Below are 15,211 nucleotides of genomic sequence, written 5' to 3'. Positions count from 1 at the left end.
CGTGGCGAAGAGTCCGAAGATTTCTGCGAGTCAGGAGCCCGGTGGGCTGATCGTCCACATCAGCGGGCTGTTGCCGTCGCTGTCGCCCGCCGAGCAGCGGGTTGCCCGACTGGTCGTGTCCGATCCGGCCGCTGCGGCCCGGCGGACCATCACCGACCTCGCCACCGCAGCGGAGACATCCGAGGCGACCGTCATCCGGTTCTGCCGTTCGGTGGGCATGGACGGTTACCCGCAACTGCGCATCCGCCTCGCCGCCGAGGCCGCTCGCCGGATCGAGCCGCCGGACGCCCGGGTGGTCGGTGGTGACATCCCGCCCGGCGCCGACCTCGCCCAGATCATCGCCACCATCGCGTTCAACGACGCCCGAGCGGTCGAGGAGACCGCCGAGCAGCTCGACCCCGCCGTCTGTGAGCAGGTGGTCGAGGCGATCAGTGGCGCCGGTCGGATCGACATCTACGGCGCCGGCGCCAGCGGCTTCGTCGCCTCCGACTTCCAGCAGAAGCTGCACCGCATCGGCCGGATCGCCTTCTACTTCCCGGACGTGCACACCGCGTTGACCTCGGCCGCCCTCCTCGGCCGGGGCGACGTGGCGATCGGCATCTCGCACACCGGCACCACCTCCGACGTGATCGAGGTGCTGGAGCAGGCCCGCACCCGGGGTGCCGTCACCGTGGCGCTGACCAACTTCCCGCGTTCGCCGATCACCGACGTCGCGGACTTCGTGTTGACCACGGCGGCCCGCGAAACCACCTACCGCTCCGGCGCGACGGCCAGCCGGCTGGCCCAGCTCACCGTCGTCGACTGCCTCTTCGTGGGGGTGGCCGCCCGCAACCGGGCCCGGGCACGCAAGGCACTGGAGGCGACCGCCGAGGCGGTCCAGTCGCACCGGGTGGGTGCCAACCGGAGGCGGGCATGACGGCAGGTGCGGTGGAGCCGGACGAGGACGTGCCAGCACCGCCCGCCCGCCCGACGGTCCGGGTGGGTGCGCCCACCGAGCGGCGCAACCCGCTCAGCGTCGACCTCGACCTGATGTCGACCCGGGACGTCCTCACCGTGATCAACGAGGCGGACCGGCGGGTGCCGGCCGCGGTCGCAGCGGTGCTCGACGAGATCGCCACCACCGTCGACCTGGCGGTTGCGGCCCTGCGCGGCGGTCACCGGGTGCACTACTTCGGCGCCGGCACGTCCGGCCGCCTGGGAGTGCTCGACGCGGCCGAGCTGGCGCCCACCTTCAACTCGCCCCGGCACTGGTTCTGCTCCCACCTGGCCGGTGGCCCGGACGCCATGTGGCGGGCCGTGGAGGACGCCGAGGACGACGAGCGGGGCGGCGCGGTCGAGGCGGCCGGTTGTGTGCGCGCCGGTGATCTGGTGGTCGGTCTGGCGGCCAGCGGACGCACCCCGTACGTCCTCGGGGCGCTCGCCTCGGCCCGGGCCAAGGGTGCTTCGACGGTGCTGCTCTGCGCCAATCCGGAGGCGGAGGCCGCTCGCTCGGTCGACGTGTTCATCGGGGTGGACACCGGACCCGAGGTGGTTACCGGGTCGACCCGGATGAAGGCGGGCACCGCACAGAAGTTGGTGCTCAACACGTTCTCGACCGCCGTCATGGTGCGTCTGGGCCGGGTCTACTCGAACCTCATGATCGATATGGTCGCCACCAACGCGAAGCTCCGGGGACGAATGATCTCGATTCTGGTCGAGGCCACCGGCTGCTCCGAGCAGGTCTCCCAGCAGGCCCTCTCCGCCGCCGACGGTGACCTGAAGACGGCGCTCGTCTCCCTGGTGTCCGGCGCCGAGGTGGACGCCGCCCGGGCCGCACTGGCCCGCTCCGCCGACCAGGTCCGCGGCGCCCTCGCCCTGCTCGCCTCCTGACCCCGCCCGGTCCACCGGGAAGCGAACCGGGCTTCGGATTGTTCATCAGGCCGGGGGGTAATAACACTCCCGATGGATGAACCGACCGGTCCGCCGGTGCGTATCAGCCAGTGACCAGGATCGCAGCAGGGTGGTGACCCGGGTCGCTGTGCCCCCGGGCCGGCGGTGTTGCCATGGTCGGTGACCCGTGCGTGGCGCCCAGCGTAGAGCCGCCAGACGGGGTCCTGACAGCAAACATGGACCGTGCTCTCAGCTACTACTCAGGCATTCGTGACACTTTCGACTCACGAGACGGAATCCCCGACACGTCTCATCTGTTGTGTAGGTGTCAGCACCGATGGGCACAGCAGAAGTTACCAGGGGCTGACGGACGTGGGGAATGGCAAGGAACCGGGCAACCGGCGCGAGCGAGGGGACCGTGGGCAACGTGGACAAGAACATCGGCATGCGAACCGACGAGGTTGCCGAGGAGCGCGACCTGGTCGGCGTCTACCTGCACGAGATCTCCCGGACGCCACTGCTGGACGCCGCCAAGGAGGTCGATCTCTCCAAGGCGATCGAGGCGGGCCTCTACGCCGAGCACCTGCTCGGTGAGGATGCCCTCCCCGCCGGTGTCGACCGGGCCGACCTGGAGTGGCTGGTCGTCGAGGGAGAGCGGGCGAAGGACCTCTTCATCCGCGCCAACCTCCGACTGGTCGTATCGATCGCCCGTCGCTACGTGCGCTCGGGCATGCCCATGCTGGACCTGATCCAGGAGGGCAACACCGGCCTGGTCCGGGCGGTCGAGAAGTTCGACTACGAGCGTGGTTACAAGTTCTCCACCTACGCGACCTGGTGGATTCGCCAGGCGATCAGCCGGGCGATCGCCCAGCAGGAGCGCACCGTCCGTCTGCCGGTGCACCTGGTGGAGGACGTCAACCGGATGCGCAACGTGGCCCGACAGCTGACCCGTGAGCTGGGCGCCGACCCGGAGCCGGAGCAGATCGCCGCCGCCCTCGGCGTCACCGTCGAGCGGGTCAACGAGCTGCGCCGCTGGTCGCAGGACACCGTCTCGCTGGACACCCCGGTGGGCGACGACGGTGACACCAAGCTCGGCGACCTGGTCGCCGACAGTGACGCGCCGTCGCCGGAGGACATCGTCCTCAGCGGTCTGGAGCGGCAGCGCATCGAGGGCCTGCTCAACCACCTCGACGACCGGTCGGCGGGCATCATGCGGGCCCGCTACGGCCTGGAGGACGGCCGGGAGCACTCGCTCACCGAGGTCGCTTCCCGGTTCTCGCTCTCCCGCGAGCGGATCCGACAGTTGGAGATCCAGGCTCTCGGTCGGCTGCGTGAGCTGGCCCGGGCCGAGGGGCTGCAGGCAGCCTGACCTGGTAGTAATGACGGCGAACGGCCGGCGTCCGATAGGGGGACGCCGGCCGTTCGCCGTATTCGTCTGCCTAGCGGACCCGACCGTAGCCCTGGATGGGCATCATGTTCATGCCCCGCTTGAGCACGTTGCGACCGGCGCTCGGCGCGTCGATCACCTGGCCGTCGCCCACGTAGAGGGCGACATGCCCGAGCCCGCTGTAGAACACCAGGTCGCCTGGGCGTAGGTCGCCCCGGCCGATGTGCGCGACGGCACTCCACTGCATCCGGGTGTTGTGTGGCAGCGACTTTCCGGCCGCCCGCCAGGCCGCCGAGGTGAGCCCGGAACAGTCGTAGCCGTTGGGCCCGTCGGCTGCCCACACGTACGGCTTGCCCAGCGCGCCGAACGCGTAGCGCACCGCGGCCCCGGCGTCACCTGCCACCGCGGGCACGTTCCTGGCCTCGGCCACCGCGGCCTTGGGTTCGGGTCGCTCGGTGGCCGCCCCGTACGCCTGCTCGCGCAGCTCGTACAGTCTGGCCAGGTCCTGCTCGATCTGCTTCTTGCCCGCCGCGAGCTCACGGGCCTGTGCGGCCTGCCGGGTCAGTGTCGCGTCCAGGCGGGACTTTTCGTCGAGCAGCCGCCGCTGGTCTGCGGTGTAGCTGGAGATGCTCTCCTGCCGCTGGCGGGTCAGTTGGTCGAGCGTGCCGAGGCGGTCCAGCAGCGCGGTGGCACCCTCGGCGCGCAGCAGGGCGTCCGCGGTCCGCAGGCCGCCGGTCTTGTATGCGGTGCTGGCCAGTTTGGCCACGTCGGCCTGGCTCTGCTTGGCCTGCTCTTCGAGTGGGCCGATGCGGGCCTGTAATCGGGCCGCTGCGGCCTCGTTGGTCTTGATCTCCTCACGCAGCTTGTTGTACGACTCGACGACCCGCTCCAACTCGGTCGAGGACGTCTCGATCCGGCGGGTCAGGTCGGCGGGGGACGGCTCGGCGCGAGCCACCGCCGTCGGGGCGATCAGCGCGGCCGACATGCCGGCCAGCGCCACGGTGCGCAGCAGGTTTCTCAGGGATGACAAGAGCGGAAGGCCCCTCTCCCACGGCCGCCGGGGCTGCTGATGCCCTCGGCGACACCGGCCGGGGCCACCCGGGGCGGACGGCACTGGGCCGGACCGGCTCGCCCAACCTAACCCGGGACGGATGTTGCCCGCAGTTGAAGCAGGGGCGAATGTTGGCGAAGTGGCCCGTCGTACCCCTGCGATGGGTGGCGTCATCGTGGCTGTTGACGCCTGACAGGGGAGGGCGTACCGCCCTTTTAGTGCCCTACTGACGGAAATATGACTTTCGTCGTTCCGGGCGTATGCCGCCGGAGACCAGCCCCCCATAACCGATAAAACCTGAAATGGATGCTGTTTCTCGGCGATGTCCTGCGGTTGGGGGAGCTGTCGAGAGTCCGCAAATGCCCAGGCCGGCTGGCGTTCTCCCAACACAATGTGAACGGAGCCGGGAATCCCGTCGACCGGTAGCGATGTCATTCAGCGGGTCATCTCGGCCAACCGTCCCCCGCGGGAGGAACCGTGAATCGTGAAGGCGCAGGAACGACGCCGCCGCGAACGGTGCCGGGCGCCCGGTCGACCCTGCTGTACGCACGGCCCGGCATCATCGTGACCGTCGACCGGTTCACCGCCGGTCGAACCAGCTACCAGGTCGCCGACCTGACCCATCTGCGGACCACCCGGGGGCCGCACGACCGGATCGCCGTGCGGGCCGTGGTCATCACCGCCAGCATGCTCGGCGGTGTCGGGCTGTTGCTCGGCTTCACCGGGGGTCTGCACCGCCTGACCGCCGGGGCGTACCTCATCCTGGGTGCGGTGTTCCTGCTTCCGGCCGCGCTCGCCCTGGTGGGCGATCGCTGGCGCCCACCGCCCTACGAGCTGTGGGGGTGGTACCGGGGAACGGAGATGCTGCTGTTCACCGCCGACGACGAACGGCAGTTCGGCCAGGTCACGCGGGCACTGTTACGGGCCCGGGAAGTCAACCGGTACGGCGGCTGGGTCGATCCGCTCGCGTCGGCCGACCCGTGGCGACCCAGTCGTTGACCTGACGGCGGTGGGCCGGCGCCGAGGTGGCGTCGGCCCAGCGGCCACTCAGCGGGCGACCGGCTCCGGAGCCCGCTGCTCCTGCGGCGCGGCCAGCCAGGAGCTGACCCGGCGCTCGGCGTAGAACGAGACGAACGGCACAGTGCCGGCCAGCATCACGAGCAGCATCCGCTTCAGCGGCCAGTCCGCGCGGCGGCTCAGGTCGAACGCGGCCACCAGATAGATCATGTAGAGGAAGCCGTGCGCCGGCCCGATCGTCTCGACCACCACCGCGTTGTCGAACACGTACTTCAGGGGCATGCCGATCACGACCAGCATGATCAGCACCACGCCCACGATCCAGGCGATCACGCGGTACCGGGTAAGGGCAGCGCCCACCGTCGTCCGTCCTTCCGAGCCCGGCTCAGCCGGGATAGTCACCGGGCCGGGCGCCCGGATTGGCGTTCAACCATGACAGGTAGTGGTTGTAGGCGGCCAGGTCGTTGTCCTGGACGGCATCGTCGCTGACCGGCACCCGGGAAACCCGCACCGGTCGGCGCACCGCCGGGCGGGAACCCGTGGTGACAGCCGGCTCCGGCGCGTCGGCCGGGTCCGCCGGTGGCGCGTCGGCCTCCGACGCCCGGTTGCGGGCCAGCTTCACCTCGCGCCACCACACGTACACCACGAAGCCGGCGAAGATCGGCCACTCGACCGCGTACCCCCAGCTCAGGCTGTTGCCGGCCGCGGCTCGGCTGACCTGCCACCAACCCAGCCCGAGGAAACCCACGGTCAGCACGACCATGGCCACGTGGCGCGCGATCCACGCCGGGGTCCAGAGCCGCCTCATGGCATCGAGGGTACCGGGGACGGCGCGGGTCTCCGACACCGTGTCGTAGCTGACGCGGGTTTGGCGTTCCCGCGCCTGGGCAATCGTCTAGACGCCAGCCCAAACGAGATCAAGGGGGGCGATCATGACCGGATCGGTACGTGAGGACGGCTTTGCGTCCAGCGGCAGCAGCGACATGAGCCCGGAGCAGCGGGTGCCCGAGTGGGCCGGCGACGACCTCGCCGACCCGGCCGGCTCCACGGGTCTCGACGGCGATCTGCCCGGCATCGACCCGACGGAGTTGACCGACGAGGATCTGATCCGCGAGATGCACAGCCTGCACCGCACCCGCCTCGACACCCTGCGGCACGCGTCGGACTCCGCGCTCGCCAACCACCTGCGACGCACGGCGGAGCTCGAGACCGAGTACCTGGCCCGCCACCCGGGCCGGGAGGTCGACCCCAGCCGCCTGCGGGACGCCTGATGCCGGCGCGCGCCGTGCGCGGCATGTCCGCGCCACCCGAGGTGGTCTTCAACACGGCCACCGACCCTGACCGCGCCTCCGCCTGGCTGCCGGAGCCGCTTCGCGGCGACGGCAGTCCCGCCGCCGAAATCAATGGCGAGGAGTTGCGAGCCCGCTGGGGTGACGGCGACGGCGACGACTGGTCCGCCGAGATCCGGGTGGAGCCCGCGGATTCCGGCGGCGCCCGGATCCAGCTCGACCTGGCCGACGGCTCGGGAGGGGCGGGCCCCGACCAGTTGGCCGACGAAGCGCTCACCAACCTGGCACGCGAGGTCGCCGACAACCTCCAGGCCGGCTGAGCCGGCCACGCGGGACACCACTCCCGTACCACCACGACACATCTGAGGAGACCGGGTGAGCGACACTGGCCTGCGACAAAAGGCGGCACGGTTGCGCCGGGCGTACGCGCCGCACGAACACCGACCGCTCGGCGGTTATCTGGTGGCGATGGGCGCCTACGCCGGGGTGACGGGCGCTCTCGCCGGTCTGGTCAAGGTGACCGGTCGCCCGGTGCCGGAGCGTCCCGCCCCATCCGACGTGGTGCTGCTCTCCATCGCCACGCACAAGCTGAGCCGGCTGCTGTCCAAGGACGCGGTGACCAGCCCCCTGCGGGCGCCGTTCACCCGTTACGACCGCCCGATCGGCAGCGGCGAGGTGATGGAGCAGGTCCGCGACTCGGGCAGCCCGACCCGGCACGCCATCGGCGAGTTGCTGAGCTGCCCGTTCTGCCTGGCGGTCTGGGTGGCCACCGGGCTGACCGGCGGCCTGGTGCTCGCGCCCCGGCTGACCCGGCTGGTGGCCACCGCCCTGACGGCGGTCGCCGCGTCCGACTTCCTCCAGATGGCGTACGCGACGGCGCAGCAGGCCGCCGAGGGTGGGCACGACGACGACTGAGCAGTCGAGGACAACGACAGCGGGGGCCGGCGCATGCCGGCCCCCGCTGTCGAATGTCGTACGTCTCAGCGCTGCATGCCGGACCAGCCGTGCGGCGACTCCGGCTCCCGTTCGTCCTCGTCCGCCCCGGTGATGATGTCCCGGTCCACGGCGGTGCGGTCGTGTTCGTTGGCGAAGTCGGGCTCAGGCGTGGTGTCCCTGCCCTTCGGCGGCTGACCCAGCGCCGGCATTTCCTCGTCGTGGTCCTTGTCGGTCATGTCGGTGTCCCTTCTGCGGTCGCTCACCCGATCGAACCGCCCAGCAGGTCGCTGGCCTCGTCCACCGCGTACTCGCCCTCGGGCAGCGCGTCGATGCGGGCGAGCAGGTCCGGCGGGAGCTCGGCAGCCACCGCCCGGCGGTAGATCTCGGCCTGGGTGACCCGCTCCTGCGCCCGGTAGATGTCGTCGAGCAGGTCGTCGAGGGCCCGGGTGTCCGGCTCGCCGGACACGGATGCGTCGTCGGTCACCTCGATCAGCTACCCGGGGCGGAATCGGTCAAACGTCACGCCGGTGTTCCACGTGCCGGCACCTCCGGACCACCCCAGACGTGCTCACCAGGGCAGTGGCCCTGCCTCGTCCTGGAAGGTCCCCGTCGGCCCGGACGGGTCCAGGGTCGCCAGGCGTACGACCTGCCGGGCGCTCTCCGCCGCCGGACGTCCGATGCCGAAGGCGGCGGTCATGTCGGTGGCGGTGGGGCCCGGTTCGAGGGCGTTGAACTTGATGCCCGGCTGGGACTTGGCGTACTGCACCGTCAGCATGGTGGCCGCGGCCTTGGACGCCGAGTACAGGGCGAGCGGCAGACCGTACTCCGGCCGCTCGGGATTGTTCACCGCCCAGAACGACCCCGCGCTGCTCGAGACGGTGACGACGTTGGGATTGGACGACCTGCGAAGCAGGGGCAGTGCGGCCTCCGTGACGCGCACGATCCCCACCGCGTTCGTGTCGAAGGATCGCAGCGCGGCGGGGCCGTCGAGCCCGGTCTCCAGAACGCCCGCGTTGTGCACCAGGACATCGAGTCGGCCCTCGTCCGAGTCGATCGTCGCCAGTGCGCCGCGCACCGATGCGTCGTCGGTCACGTCGAGCTGGACGAACCGCGCCCCGAGCGTCGCCGCCGCCTTCCCGCCTCGCTCGACATCACGAGCGCCGAGGTAGACGACGTGCCCCAGCTCCAGAAGCTGTCGGGCGGTCTCGAAGCCGATGCCCTTGTTGGCTCCGGTGATCAGCGTGACAGTCATGTCCATTCCTTTCGAATACCTGACCCGAAAGGGCCGCTGCGAACGCTATGCGCGTTCCACCGGCGTACCTGGAGCCCTCTTCAGCCTGGGGTCTGGCAGGACCCCCTCTGCGGTCGTGGGCAGGCCCGCGGAGGCCAGGAGAGTCAGCTTCTCGGCGTTGTCGGAGCCGGCGTCGGGGTGGTAGACGACGAGCATCAGGCCCTCGGTTCCGGCGATGCTCAGCCGTTCCCGGTTGAGGACGAGTTCGCCGACCTGGGGGTGGTCGATCCGAATCGGTGTCCCGCGCTGGCTGCGTACCTCATGGCGGGCCCAGAGCTGGCGGAATCGGGCGCTCGCCAGGGACAGCTCTCCGGTGAGCTCGATGAAGCGGGGGTCGTCGATGTCCGTGCCCACGGCCTGTCGCAGGTTCGCGACGAAGCACTCCGTGATGTTTTCCCAATCCGGGTGCAGCGCCTGCTCGGCGGGGTTCAGGAACAGGTCCCTGAGCTGGTTGCCGCCTTCCACGAGGCCTGGAGAAAGAGCTGTGGCGAGGCTGTTCGAGGCCAGGATGTCGAAGTACCGTCCCTCGATGAACGCGGGCTGGACGAGGGAGTCCAGGAGCTTGAGCGCACCGGACGGAACGGTCTCCCGGCGCGCTCGGCGTCTGCGCTTGCGGGGAGCGCCCGCAACCAGCGTCAGCAGATGGGCCAGGTGCTCGTCGTCGAGCTGCAGTACGCGGGCGATGGACTCCAGCACCTGCACGGACGGATTTCGGTCGCGGCCCCGCTCCAGGCGCAGGTAGTAGTCCGCGCTGACACCGGCGAGCATGGCGACCTCCTCGCGCCGCAGGCCCGGCACGCGTCGCACGCCCCCGTTGGGAATGCCGGCCTGCTGCGGTGTCACCAGGGCCCGCCGAGCACTCAGGAAAGCACCAAGCTCGTTCGACATCTCGCTCACCAATCGATCGTATGGTCGGGCGCAGCGGTCAGCGGGGGGCCTGTCACACCCCTGGCTCTGGTGGCCCGCCTACAGACAGCGCCGCCCCCGACCTTGTGGGTCGGGGGCGGCGCTGGTGTCGGTGTGCAGGTCGCCTCTCGGCGAGTGGCACTACGCGGCTCCAGCCGGACGGTATTCCGCGAAGGCTATTTAGGTGAGGCCCGGGGACACTGGACACACCGACACCCCTGTCAACGAGCCGACCCCCGCCGGTGTTCCGTGCCCTCGGGTGGCAGCCGTCACACCGTCGTCGGCAGGGTGGCCCTGCGGGCCCGCACGGCGGAGGCCAGGTGGTCGAGCACCTCGGCGGTGTCGTCCCAACCGAGGCAGGCGTCGGTGACCGAGCGGCCGTACTCCAACTCCCGGGTCGGGTCGAGCTCCTGCCGGCCCGGCAGCAGGAACGACTCCAGCATCACACCGGTGATCCCACGCTGGCCGGCGGCCAGTTGGGCGGCCACGTCCGCGGCGACCTTCGGCTGGTTGCGGTGGTCCTTGCCGCTGTTGGCGTGACTGGCGTCGATCACCAGCCGCTCCGGCAGGTCGGCCGCGCGGAGCAGGTCGAGCGCACCGGCGACCGACTCGGCGTCGTAGTTGGGCCGGCCGCCGCCGCCGCGCAGCACCAGGTGCCCATCCGTGTTCCCCCGGGTGTGCATGATCGCCGGGGTGCCGGAGAAGTCGATGCCGGGGAAGACGTGCGGCACCCCGGCGGCGCGGATCGCGTCCACGGCCGTGCCGATGCTGCCGTCGGGGCGGTTCTTCATGCCGATCGGCATGGACAGGCCGGAGGCGAGCTGCCGGTGCACCTGGCTCTCCACGGTGCGGGCACCGATCGCGCCCCAGGCCACCGTGTCCGCGATGTACTGCGGGGTGATCGGGTCGAGGAACTCGCAGCCCACCGGCAGGCCGAGACGCAGCACGTCGAGCAGCAGCGCCCGGGCCAGCCGTAGGCCGGTGTTGACGTCCCCACTGCCGTCCAGGCCCGGGTCGTTGATCAGGCCCTTCCAGCCGACGGTGGAGCGCGGCTTCTCGAAGTAGACCCGCATGACGATCAGCAGGTCGTCAGCCACCCGGTCGGCGGCACCGCGCAGACGCTCGGCGTAGTCGAGGGCGGCGGCCGGATCGTGCACCGAGCAGGGGCCGACCACCACCAGCAGGCGGTCGTCCTCGCGGTCGAGCACCCGACCCACCGCGCGGCGGCCGGTCAGCACGGCCGAGGCGAGCGGGGCGTCCAGGGGTAACTCGTGGTGCAGGAGGGCGGGCGTGGTCAACGGCACGACACGGTCGATCCGCTGATCGCTGACCCGATTGGTCTCCGGGGTCGTCACGGTGGGCATCCTTCCGCCGACCGTGCCCGGGGCCGGTGCCCGGGACGAGCCGGCTGCTCGTACGCAAAAGGGCAGGAACGACAGCTCCTGCCCAGCCGGCTCGGTCCGTGGTGACGTCAGTTCATGGTGAAGTCACCGGCGTGCGAGCCGGCTGCCTAAACCATCGATAGGAACGCGTCACCGGGCCAGCGTACCCGACCGGGCTGGAACCTCCGGTCGTCGTCCCAAGATGCGGGGCGGAGGCAGCGTGCCGGGGACGAGGTCGGGGTAACAGGGGTGCCATGACCAACGAGCAGAGCGATCAGGACCGGGTGGAGTCGCGCGCCCACCACCTCCTGCCCGAGGAGGAGGCAGTGGGCAGCGACGACCCGGAGGCGCAGGCGGAGGCGATCCTCGCCGAGTCGGACATCCGCGAGGCGGACCAGAACGCGGCCCCGGACACCGTGCTGGAACGTCGTACCTCGGATCAGACGGTGGTCGCGGTCGAGCCGCCGGACTGAGCTGTCGCACCACGTGCCCGGCGTGACCCCCGGTAGGTCTGCTCGCGCAGCCAGGCCAGCGGACCTGCCACCCGCAGCTCGGGTGGCAGGTTGCGCACCGGGTCGAACGCGAGCGCGGCGTCCTCCTCGGCGCTGAGCTGCGCACCGAAGCTGACCTGCCCCACCGGCCGCCACGACCCCACGGCGGACGCGACCGCGAGCACCAGACGCGGCGTGTCCGCCCGGGTCGCGGCGGCCACCGTGCTCAGGCTGCGCCCCAGGCCGACCGAGTCGGGGTCGGCCAGCGCGGCCAGCCAGATCCGGCGACGGCCCACGCGGTAACACATGATCGTGGTGTACGTCCCGGTGAAGCGGCGTCGGGGCAGCGGCAGGTTGCGCAGCAGCGGGGCCGCGCCGCTGGAACTGACCAGCAGGTCGAAGGGACGCTCGCCGTCGCGGTGCAGGCGCAGCGCGAGACCCAGCACGTCCGGCCAACTGCCGGGCGTCGGCGTGCCCTTGGAGATCCGGACTGTGGCCCGGTACCGGCCGGGCTCGTCCAGCAGACCGACACCGATGGGTGGTCCGGGCGTACCCCAGATCATCGTCTCGCCGGCGAAGGAGTGACCGGCCGGATGCAGCAGCCGGCCGTGGCGCCGCCGGCCGAGCGCGGCGCTGGCGCGTTCGACGGCGGTGGCGGCCCAGCCGGCGGACGGGGGCGGGGTGACGGTCATGCCCCTCCGTTACCCCGCGCGGCGGCCCCGATGCGGCGGGTCGGCTCGCCGACCGACCGCACGTCACCTTTCCGCCCGTGAGATCGGATAGCGTCGGGGCATGCCCGACAGCGGTTACCCCTGGCCCATCGAGACGTCCCGACTGGACAACGGCCTGCGCGTGGTGGTGAGTGAGGACCGCACGGCGCCGGCCGTGGCCGTCAACCTCTGGTACGACGTCGGCTCCCGGCACGAGCCGGCCGGGCAGACCGGCTTCGCCCATCTCTTCGAGCACCTGATGTTCGAGGGTTCGGTGAACGTGGCGAAGACCGAGCACATGAAGCTGATCCAGGGCTCCGGCGGCTCGCTCAACGCCACCACCAATCCGGACCGGACCAACTACTTCGAGACGGTGCCGGCCGAGCACCTGGAGCTTGCTCTCTGGCTGGAGGCCGACCGGATGGGCGGCCTGGTCCCGGCGCTCACCCAGGAGACGCTGGACAACCAGCGCGACGTGGTCAAGAACGAGCGCCGGCAGCGCTACGAGAACGTCCCGTACGGGGACGCCTGGCTGCGGTTGCTGCCTCTGCTCTACCCGCCGGGGCACCCGTACCATCACGCGACGATCGGCTCGATGGCCGACCTGAACGCCGCCGACCTCGCCACCTTCCAGGCGTTCCACCAGACCTACTACGCGCCCAACAACGCGGTTCTCACCGTGGTCGGCGACGCAACCGCCTCGGATGTGTTCGCACTGGCCGACAAGTATTTCGGTGCCCTTCCCGCGCGCGACGACATCCCGTCGGCCCCGGACGGCCGCAGCGTCCCGGCCACCGGGCAGACGGCCGTCGAGTCGGTGAGCGCCGACGTGCCGGCGCCCCGGGTGTACATCGCCCACCGCAGCTACCCGTTCGGCACCCCCGGCTACAACGTGATCACCGTGCTCGCCACCATCCTCGGCAGCGGTCGGGGCAGCCGGCTCTACCAGCGGCTCGCCGACGGTGAGCGGATCGCCCAGCCGGACCTGGTCGGGGCGTACGGGGTCGACCTCGCGCACGCCCCGGCGCCGCTGATCGCCACCGCCACCGCCCGCCCCGGAGTGAGCGCCGAGCGGCTCGCCGAAGGGCTGGCCGAGGTCGTCGACGAGCTGGCCACCGTGCCGGTCACCGCCGCGGAGCTGGACCGGGCCAAGGCGCTGCTCAGCACCGGGTGGTGGCGTCAGCTGTCCACCGTGGACGGTCGCGCGGACCTGCTCGGCCGGTACGCCACGCAGTTCGGCGACCCGGCCCGCATCGCCGACCAGTTGCCGGGCCTGCTCGCGGTGACCGCCGAGCAGATCGCCGAGGCCGCCGCCGAGGTGCTCGCCACCGACCGGGTGGTCCTGACCTACCTGCCCGAGGAGACCTCATGACGCTGATCGCCGACCGTCCCGGCCCGGGCGCCGCCCGCCCGTACCGGTTTCCGCCGGTGGTCCGCCGAACGGTGGCCGGCGGCCAGGTCGTCGCCGCGCACCTGCCCGGGCAGAACCTCGCCGTGGCGCTGCTGCTGCTCGACGTGGGCGCGGGCCAGGAGCCGGTCGGCAAGGAGGGCCTGTCCGGTGTGCTGGCCAAGGCGTTGGAGGAGGGGACCGCGCAACGGGACGCCGCCGCGTACGCCCTCGCCGTCGAGGGGCTCGGCACCGCGTTGATGACCGGGCTGGACTGGGACTCGTTCCAGGCCAGCGTGGTGATCCCGGTGGACCGGCTCAGCGCGGCCGTGGAGCTGCTCGCCGAGGCGGTGCGGACGCCCAAGCTGGACCCCGCCGATGTGCGCCGGGTCCGCGACGACGAGGCGACCGCACTCCGGATGGACTGGGCCAACCCGGGCCCGCGCGCCGACGCCGCGCTGCGCGCGGACCTGTTCGGCGCGGAGAACCGCTGGGGACGGCCGATGCACGGCGACCCGGACTCGGTCGCCGGGTTGGACGTGGAGGACGTCACGGTCTTCCACTCCGAGTGGTTCCTGCGCCCCGGCACCCTGATCGTCGCCGGTGACCTGGACCGGATCGACCTGGACGCGCTCGCCGCCGCGGCGTTCGCCGGCACCGGCGGCGGTCCGGCCGAGCGGGGTGGCCCGCTCGACGTGCCGCTGCACACCGGCCGGCGGATCATCCTGGTGGACCGTCCCGGCTCGGTGCAGTCGACGCTGCGACTGGGTCACCCGTCGCCGCACCGGGCACACCCCGACCACGTGCCGATGACGCTCGCCGGCACGGTGCTCGGCGGGGCGTTCACCTCCCGGCTCAACCACCTGCTGCGCGAGGTGCACGGTTACACGTACGGCATCCGGGGCGACTTCGCGTCGTCCCGGCGGTTCGGGCGGTTCGCGGTCAGCTCCGGCGTTCAGACGGCGGTCACCGCGCCGGCCCTGGTCGAGGCGGTCGGCGAGATCACCCGTACCCAGGCCAGCGGGGTCACCGAGGACGAGCTGGAGGTGGCGCGGTCCTGGCGGGCGGGGCAGCTCTCCGTCGAGTTGCAGAGCCCCCGGGCGATCGCCTCCGCGTTGACCACGCTGGTGGTGCACGACCTGCCGGACGACTACCACGCCCGTCTGCGGGAGTCGCTGCTCGCCGCCGACGTGGACCAGGTCTCCGCAGCGGCGGCCACCCACCTGCACCCGGACGCGCTGACCCTGGTCATCGAAGGCGACGCCGCGGTGATCCGCGACGACCTGAATGCAGCAGCCCTGGGCGACCTCATCACCATCACCAACCCCTGACCCCACGCCCTCCGGCCCCCACCCACCCCCTGCCCTCACCCGCCGTTGATCAAGAGATTTGCGTCAACCCAGGCGCGATTTCTGACGCAAACCTCTTGATCACGGGGGAGGGCACCGAGGGGTGGTGGGGCGGTCGGGGATGGGGTTTTGGGGTGGGGTGGGTG

At 71.4% G+C, this 15,211-nt stretch carries 19 protein-coding genes; 10 read left to right on the top strand and 9 right to left on the bottom strand.

What is annotated here, in order from left to right:
* Window position 1: 1 nt before the first annotated feature.
* From KBX34_RS06550 to KBX34_RS06540, 3 genes are all read left to right on the top strand, one after another.
* Complete coding sequence (locus tag KBX34_RS06550; RefSeq protein ID WP_088949842.1) at window positions 2-916, top strand: MurR/RpiR family transcriptional regulator; 915 nt, start codon at window positions 2-4, stop codon at window positions 914-916.
* The gene (gene murQ, locus KBX34_RS06545; protein ID WP_088949841.1) at window positions 913-1,869 is read left to right on the top strand and encodes an N-acetylmuramic acid 6-phosphate etherase; all 957 of its coding nucleotides are present in this window, start codon (window positions 913-915) and stop codon (window positions 1,867-1,869) included. Before KBX34_RS06550 ends, murQ begins: the two co-directional genes overlap by 4 nt.
* A gap of 379 nt (window positions 1,870-2,248) precedes the next feature.
* The gene (locus tag KBX34_RS06540) at window positions 2,249-3,238 is read left to right on the top strand and encodes an RNA polymerase sigma factor RpoD/SigA (RefSeq protein WP_088949840.1); all 990 of its coding nucleotides are present in this window, start codon (window positions 2,249-2,251) and stop codon (window positions 3,236-3,238) included.
* 70 nt (window positions 3,239-3,308) lie between these two features.
* Here the strand turns inward: KBX34_RS06540 and KBX34_RS06535 are convergent, their stop codons facing one another.
* Window positions 3,309-4,286, bottom strand: a complete 978-nt coding sequence (locus KBX34_RS06535; protein WP_099848085.1) for a C40 family peptidase — start codon at window positions 4,284-4,286, stop codon at window positions 3,309-3,311.
* Between the two features lie 498 nt (window positions 4,287-4,784).
* Between KBX34_RS06535 and KBX34_RS06530 the strand changes: the two genes are divergently transcribed.
* The gene (locus KBX34_RS06530) at window positions 4,785-5,306 is read left to right on the top strand and encodes a DUF6232 family protein (protein ID WP_088949838.1); all 522 of its coding nucleotides are present in this window, start codon (window positions 4,785-4,787) and stop codon (window positions 5,304-5,306) included.
* Window positions 5,307-5,354: 48 nt separating this feature from the next.
* Here the strand turns inward: KBX34_RS06530 and KBX34_RS06525 are convergent, their stop codons facing one another.
* Together KBX34_RS06525 and KBX34_RS06520 are read right to left on the bottom strand one after the other, a co-directional pair.
* A complete protein-coding gene (locus KBX34_RS06525; RefSeq protein WP_088949837.1) occupies window positions 5,355-5,684 on the bottom strand; it encodes a DUF3817 domain-containing protein in 330 nt (109 codons plus the stop codon).
* Between the two features lie 25 nt (window positions 5,685-5,709).
* Window positions 5,710-6,132, bottom strand: coding sequence for a hypothetical protein (locus KBX34_RS06520; protein WP_197699564.1), 423 nt, complete (start codon window positions 6,130-6,132; stop codon window positions 5,710-5,712).
* A 121-nt stretch (window positions 6,133-6,253) separates the two neighbouring features.
* On the opposite strand from KBX34_RS06520, the gene KBX34_RS06515 reads away from it, so the two are divergent.
* Genes KBX34_RS06515 through KBX34_RS06505 form a run of 3 tightly spaced genes read left to right on the top strand, consistent with a single transcriptional unit; the run spans window position 6,254 to window position 7,528 of the window.
* The gene (locus KBX34_RS06515; protein WP_374223661.1) at window positions 6,254-6,595 is read left to right on the top strand and encodes a DUF6158 family protein; all 342 of its coding nucleotides are present in this window, start codon (window positions 6,254-6,256) and stop codon (window positions 6,593-6,595) included.
* Entirely contained in the window at window positions 6,595-6,933 is a 339-nt protein-coding gene (locus KBX34_RS06510) for a hypothetical protein (protein ID WP_099848083.1), read from the top strand. Before KBX34_RS06515 ends, KBX34_RS06510 begins: the two co-directional genes overlap by 1 nt.
* Window positions 6,934-6,988: 55 nt before the next feature.
* On the top strand, window positions 6,989-7,528 hold the full coding sequence (locus tag KBX34_RS06505; protein WP_088949833.1) for a DUF1360 domain-containing protein: 540 nt from the start codon (window positions 6,989-6,991) through the stop codon (window positions 7,526-7,528).
* Window positions 7,529-7,593: 65 nt separating this feature from the next.
* Here the strand turns inward: KBX34_RS06505 and KBX34_RS06500 are convergent, their stop codons facing one another.
* The 5 genes from KBX34_RS06500 to KBX34_RS06480 form a co-directional block, all read right to left on the bottom strand.
* Entirely contained in the window at window positions 7,594-7,785 is a 192-nt protein-coding gene (locus KBX34_RS06500; RefSeq protein ID WP_088949832.1) for a hypothetical protein, read from the bottom strand.
* 23 nt (window positions 7,786-7,808) lie between these two features.
* Window positions 7,809-8,042: a hypothetical protein gene (locus tag KBX34_RS06495; protein WP_218907803.1), complete on the bottom strand. Its 234-nt coding sequence runs from the start codon at window positions 8,040-8,042 to the stop codon at window positions 7,809-7,811.
* Window positions 8,043-8,117: 75 nt separating this feature from the next.
* Window positions 8,118-8,801, bottom strand: coding sequence for an SDR family NAD(P)-dependent oxidoreductase (locus tag KBX34_RS06490; protein WP_210923758.1), 684 nt, complete (start codon window positions 8,799-8,801; stop codon window positions 8,118-8,120).
* 45 nt (window positions 8,802-8,846) lie between these two features.
* Window positions 8,847-9,728 carry a helix-turn-helix domain-containing protein gene (locus KBX34_RS06485; protein WP_247671518.1) on the bottom strand — a complete coding sequence of 294 codons (882 nt, stop codon included), beginning with the start codon at window positions 9,726-9,728 and terminating at the stop codon, window positions 8,847-8,849.
* A gap of 287 nt (window positions 9,729-10,015) precedes the next feature.
* Window positions 10,016-11,110 (bottom strand): 3-deoxy-7-phosphoheptulonate synthase, encoded by a 1,095-nt coding sequence (locus KBX34_RS06480; RefSeq protein WP_141910884.1) that lies wholly within the window; start codon window positions 11,108-11,110, stop codon window positions 10,016-10,018.
* Window positions 11,111-11,382: 272 nt separating this feature from the next.
* Between KBX34_RS06480 and KBX34_RS06475 the strand changes: the two genes are divergently transcribed.
* Window positions 11,383-11,601: a hypothetical protein gene (locus KBX34_RS06475; protein ID WP_088949827.1), complete on the top strand. Its 219-nt coding sequence runs from the start codon at window positions 11,383-11,385 to the stop codon at window positions 11,599-11,601.
* Here the strand turns inward: KBX34_RS06475 and KBX34_RS06470 are convergent.
* Window positions 11,568-12,311: a phosphodiesterase gene (locus KBX34_RS06470; RefSeq protein ID WP_210794858.1), complete on the bottom strand. Its 744-nt coding sequence runs from the start codon at window positions 12,309-12,311 to the stop codon at window positions 11,568-11,570. The two genes, KBX34_RS06475 and KBX34_RS06470, sit on opposite strands and share 34 nt — an antisense overlap.
* Before the next feature lie 100 nt (window positions 12,312-12,411).
* Here KBX34_RS06470 and KBX34_RS06465 point away from each other — a divergent pair, with 100 nt between their 5' ends.
* Both KBX34_RS06465 and KBX34_RS06460 read left to right on the top strand, forming a co-directional pair.
* Complete coding sequence (locus tag KBX34_RS06465) at window positions 12,412-13,701, top strand: pitrilysin family protein (protein ID WP_088949825.1); 1,290 nt, start codon at window positions 12,412-12,414, stop codon at window positions 13,699-13,701.
* Window positions 13,698-15,047 (top strand): pitrilysin family protein, encoded by a 1,350-nt coding sequence (locus KBX34_RS06460; protein WP_088949824.1) that lies wholly within the window; start codon window positions 13,698-13,700, stop codon window positions 15,045-15,047. Before KBX34_RS06465 ends, KBX34_RS06460 begins: the two co-directional genes overlap by 4 nt.
* Window positions 15,048-15,211 lie beyond the last annotated feature (164 nt).

The organism is Micromonospora sp. M61 (assembly GCF_018070245.1).
Classification (GTDB): Bacteria; Actinomycetota; Actinomycetes; order Mycobacteriales; family Micromonosporaceae; genus Micromonospora; species Micromonospora zamorensis.
This window is presented reverse-complemented; position numbering and strand designations above follow the sequence as displayed.

Bases quoted from the DNA above. Each gene is read 5' to 3' on its own strand.
- murQ (WP_088949841.1), top strand. From the start codon at position 913: ATGACGGCAGGTGCGGTGGAGCCGGACGAGGACGTGCCAGCACCGCCC.
- KBX34_RS06540 (WP_088949840.1), top strand. From the start codon at position 2,249: ATGGCAAGGAACCGGGCAACCGGCGCGAGCGAGGGGACCGTGGGCAAC.
- KBX34_RS06520 (WP_197699564.1), bottom strand. From the start codon at position 6,132: ATGAGGCGGCTCTGGACCCCGGCGTGGATCGCGCGCCACGTGGCCATG.
- KBX34_RS06510 (WP_099848083.1), top strand. From the start codon at position 6,595: ATGCCGGCGCGCGCCGTGCGCGGCATGTCCGCGCCACCCGAGGTGGTC.
- KBX34_RS06500 (WP_088949832.1), bottom strand. From the start codon at position 7,785: ATGACCGACAAGGACCACGACGAGGAAATGCCGGCGCTGGGTCAGCCG.
- KBX34_RS06490 (WP_210923758.1), bottom strand. From the start codon at position 8,801: ATGACTGTCACGCTGATCACCGGAGCCAACAAGGGCATCGGCTTCGAG.
- KBX34_RS06485 (WP_247671518.1), bottom strand. From the start codon at position 9,728: ATGTCGAACGAGCTTGGTGCTTTCCTGAGTGCTCGGCGGGCCCTGGTG.
- KBX34_RS06480 (WP_141910884.1), bottom strand. From the start codon at position 11,110: ATGCCCACCGTGACGACCCCGGAGACCAATCGGGTCAGCGATCAGCGG.
- KBX34_RS06475 (WP_088949827.1), top strand. From the start codon at position 11,383: ATGACCAACGAGCAGAGCGATCAGGACCGGGTGGAGTCGCGCGCCCAC.
- KBX34_RS06470 (WP_210794858.1), bottom strand. From the start codon at position 12,311: ATGACCGTCACCCCGCCCCCGTCCGCCGGCTGGGCCGCCACCGCCGTC.
- KBX34_RS06465 (WP_088949825.1), top strand. From the start codon at position 12,412: ATGCCCGACAGCGGTTACCCCTGGCCCATCGAGACGTCCCGACTGGAC.
- KBX34_RS06460 (WP_088949824.1), top strand. From the start codon at position 13,698: ATGACGCTGATCGCCGACCGTCCCGGCCCGGGCGCCGCCCGCCCGTAC.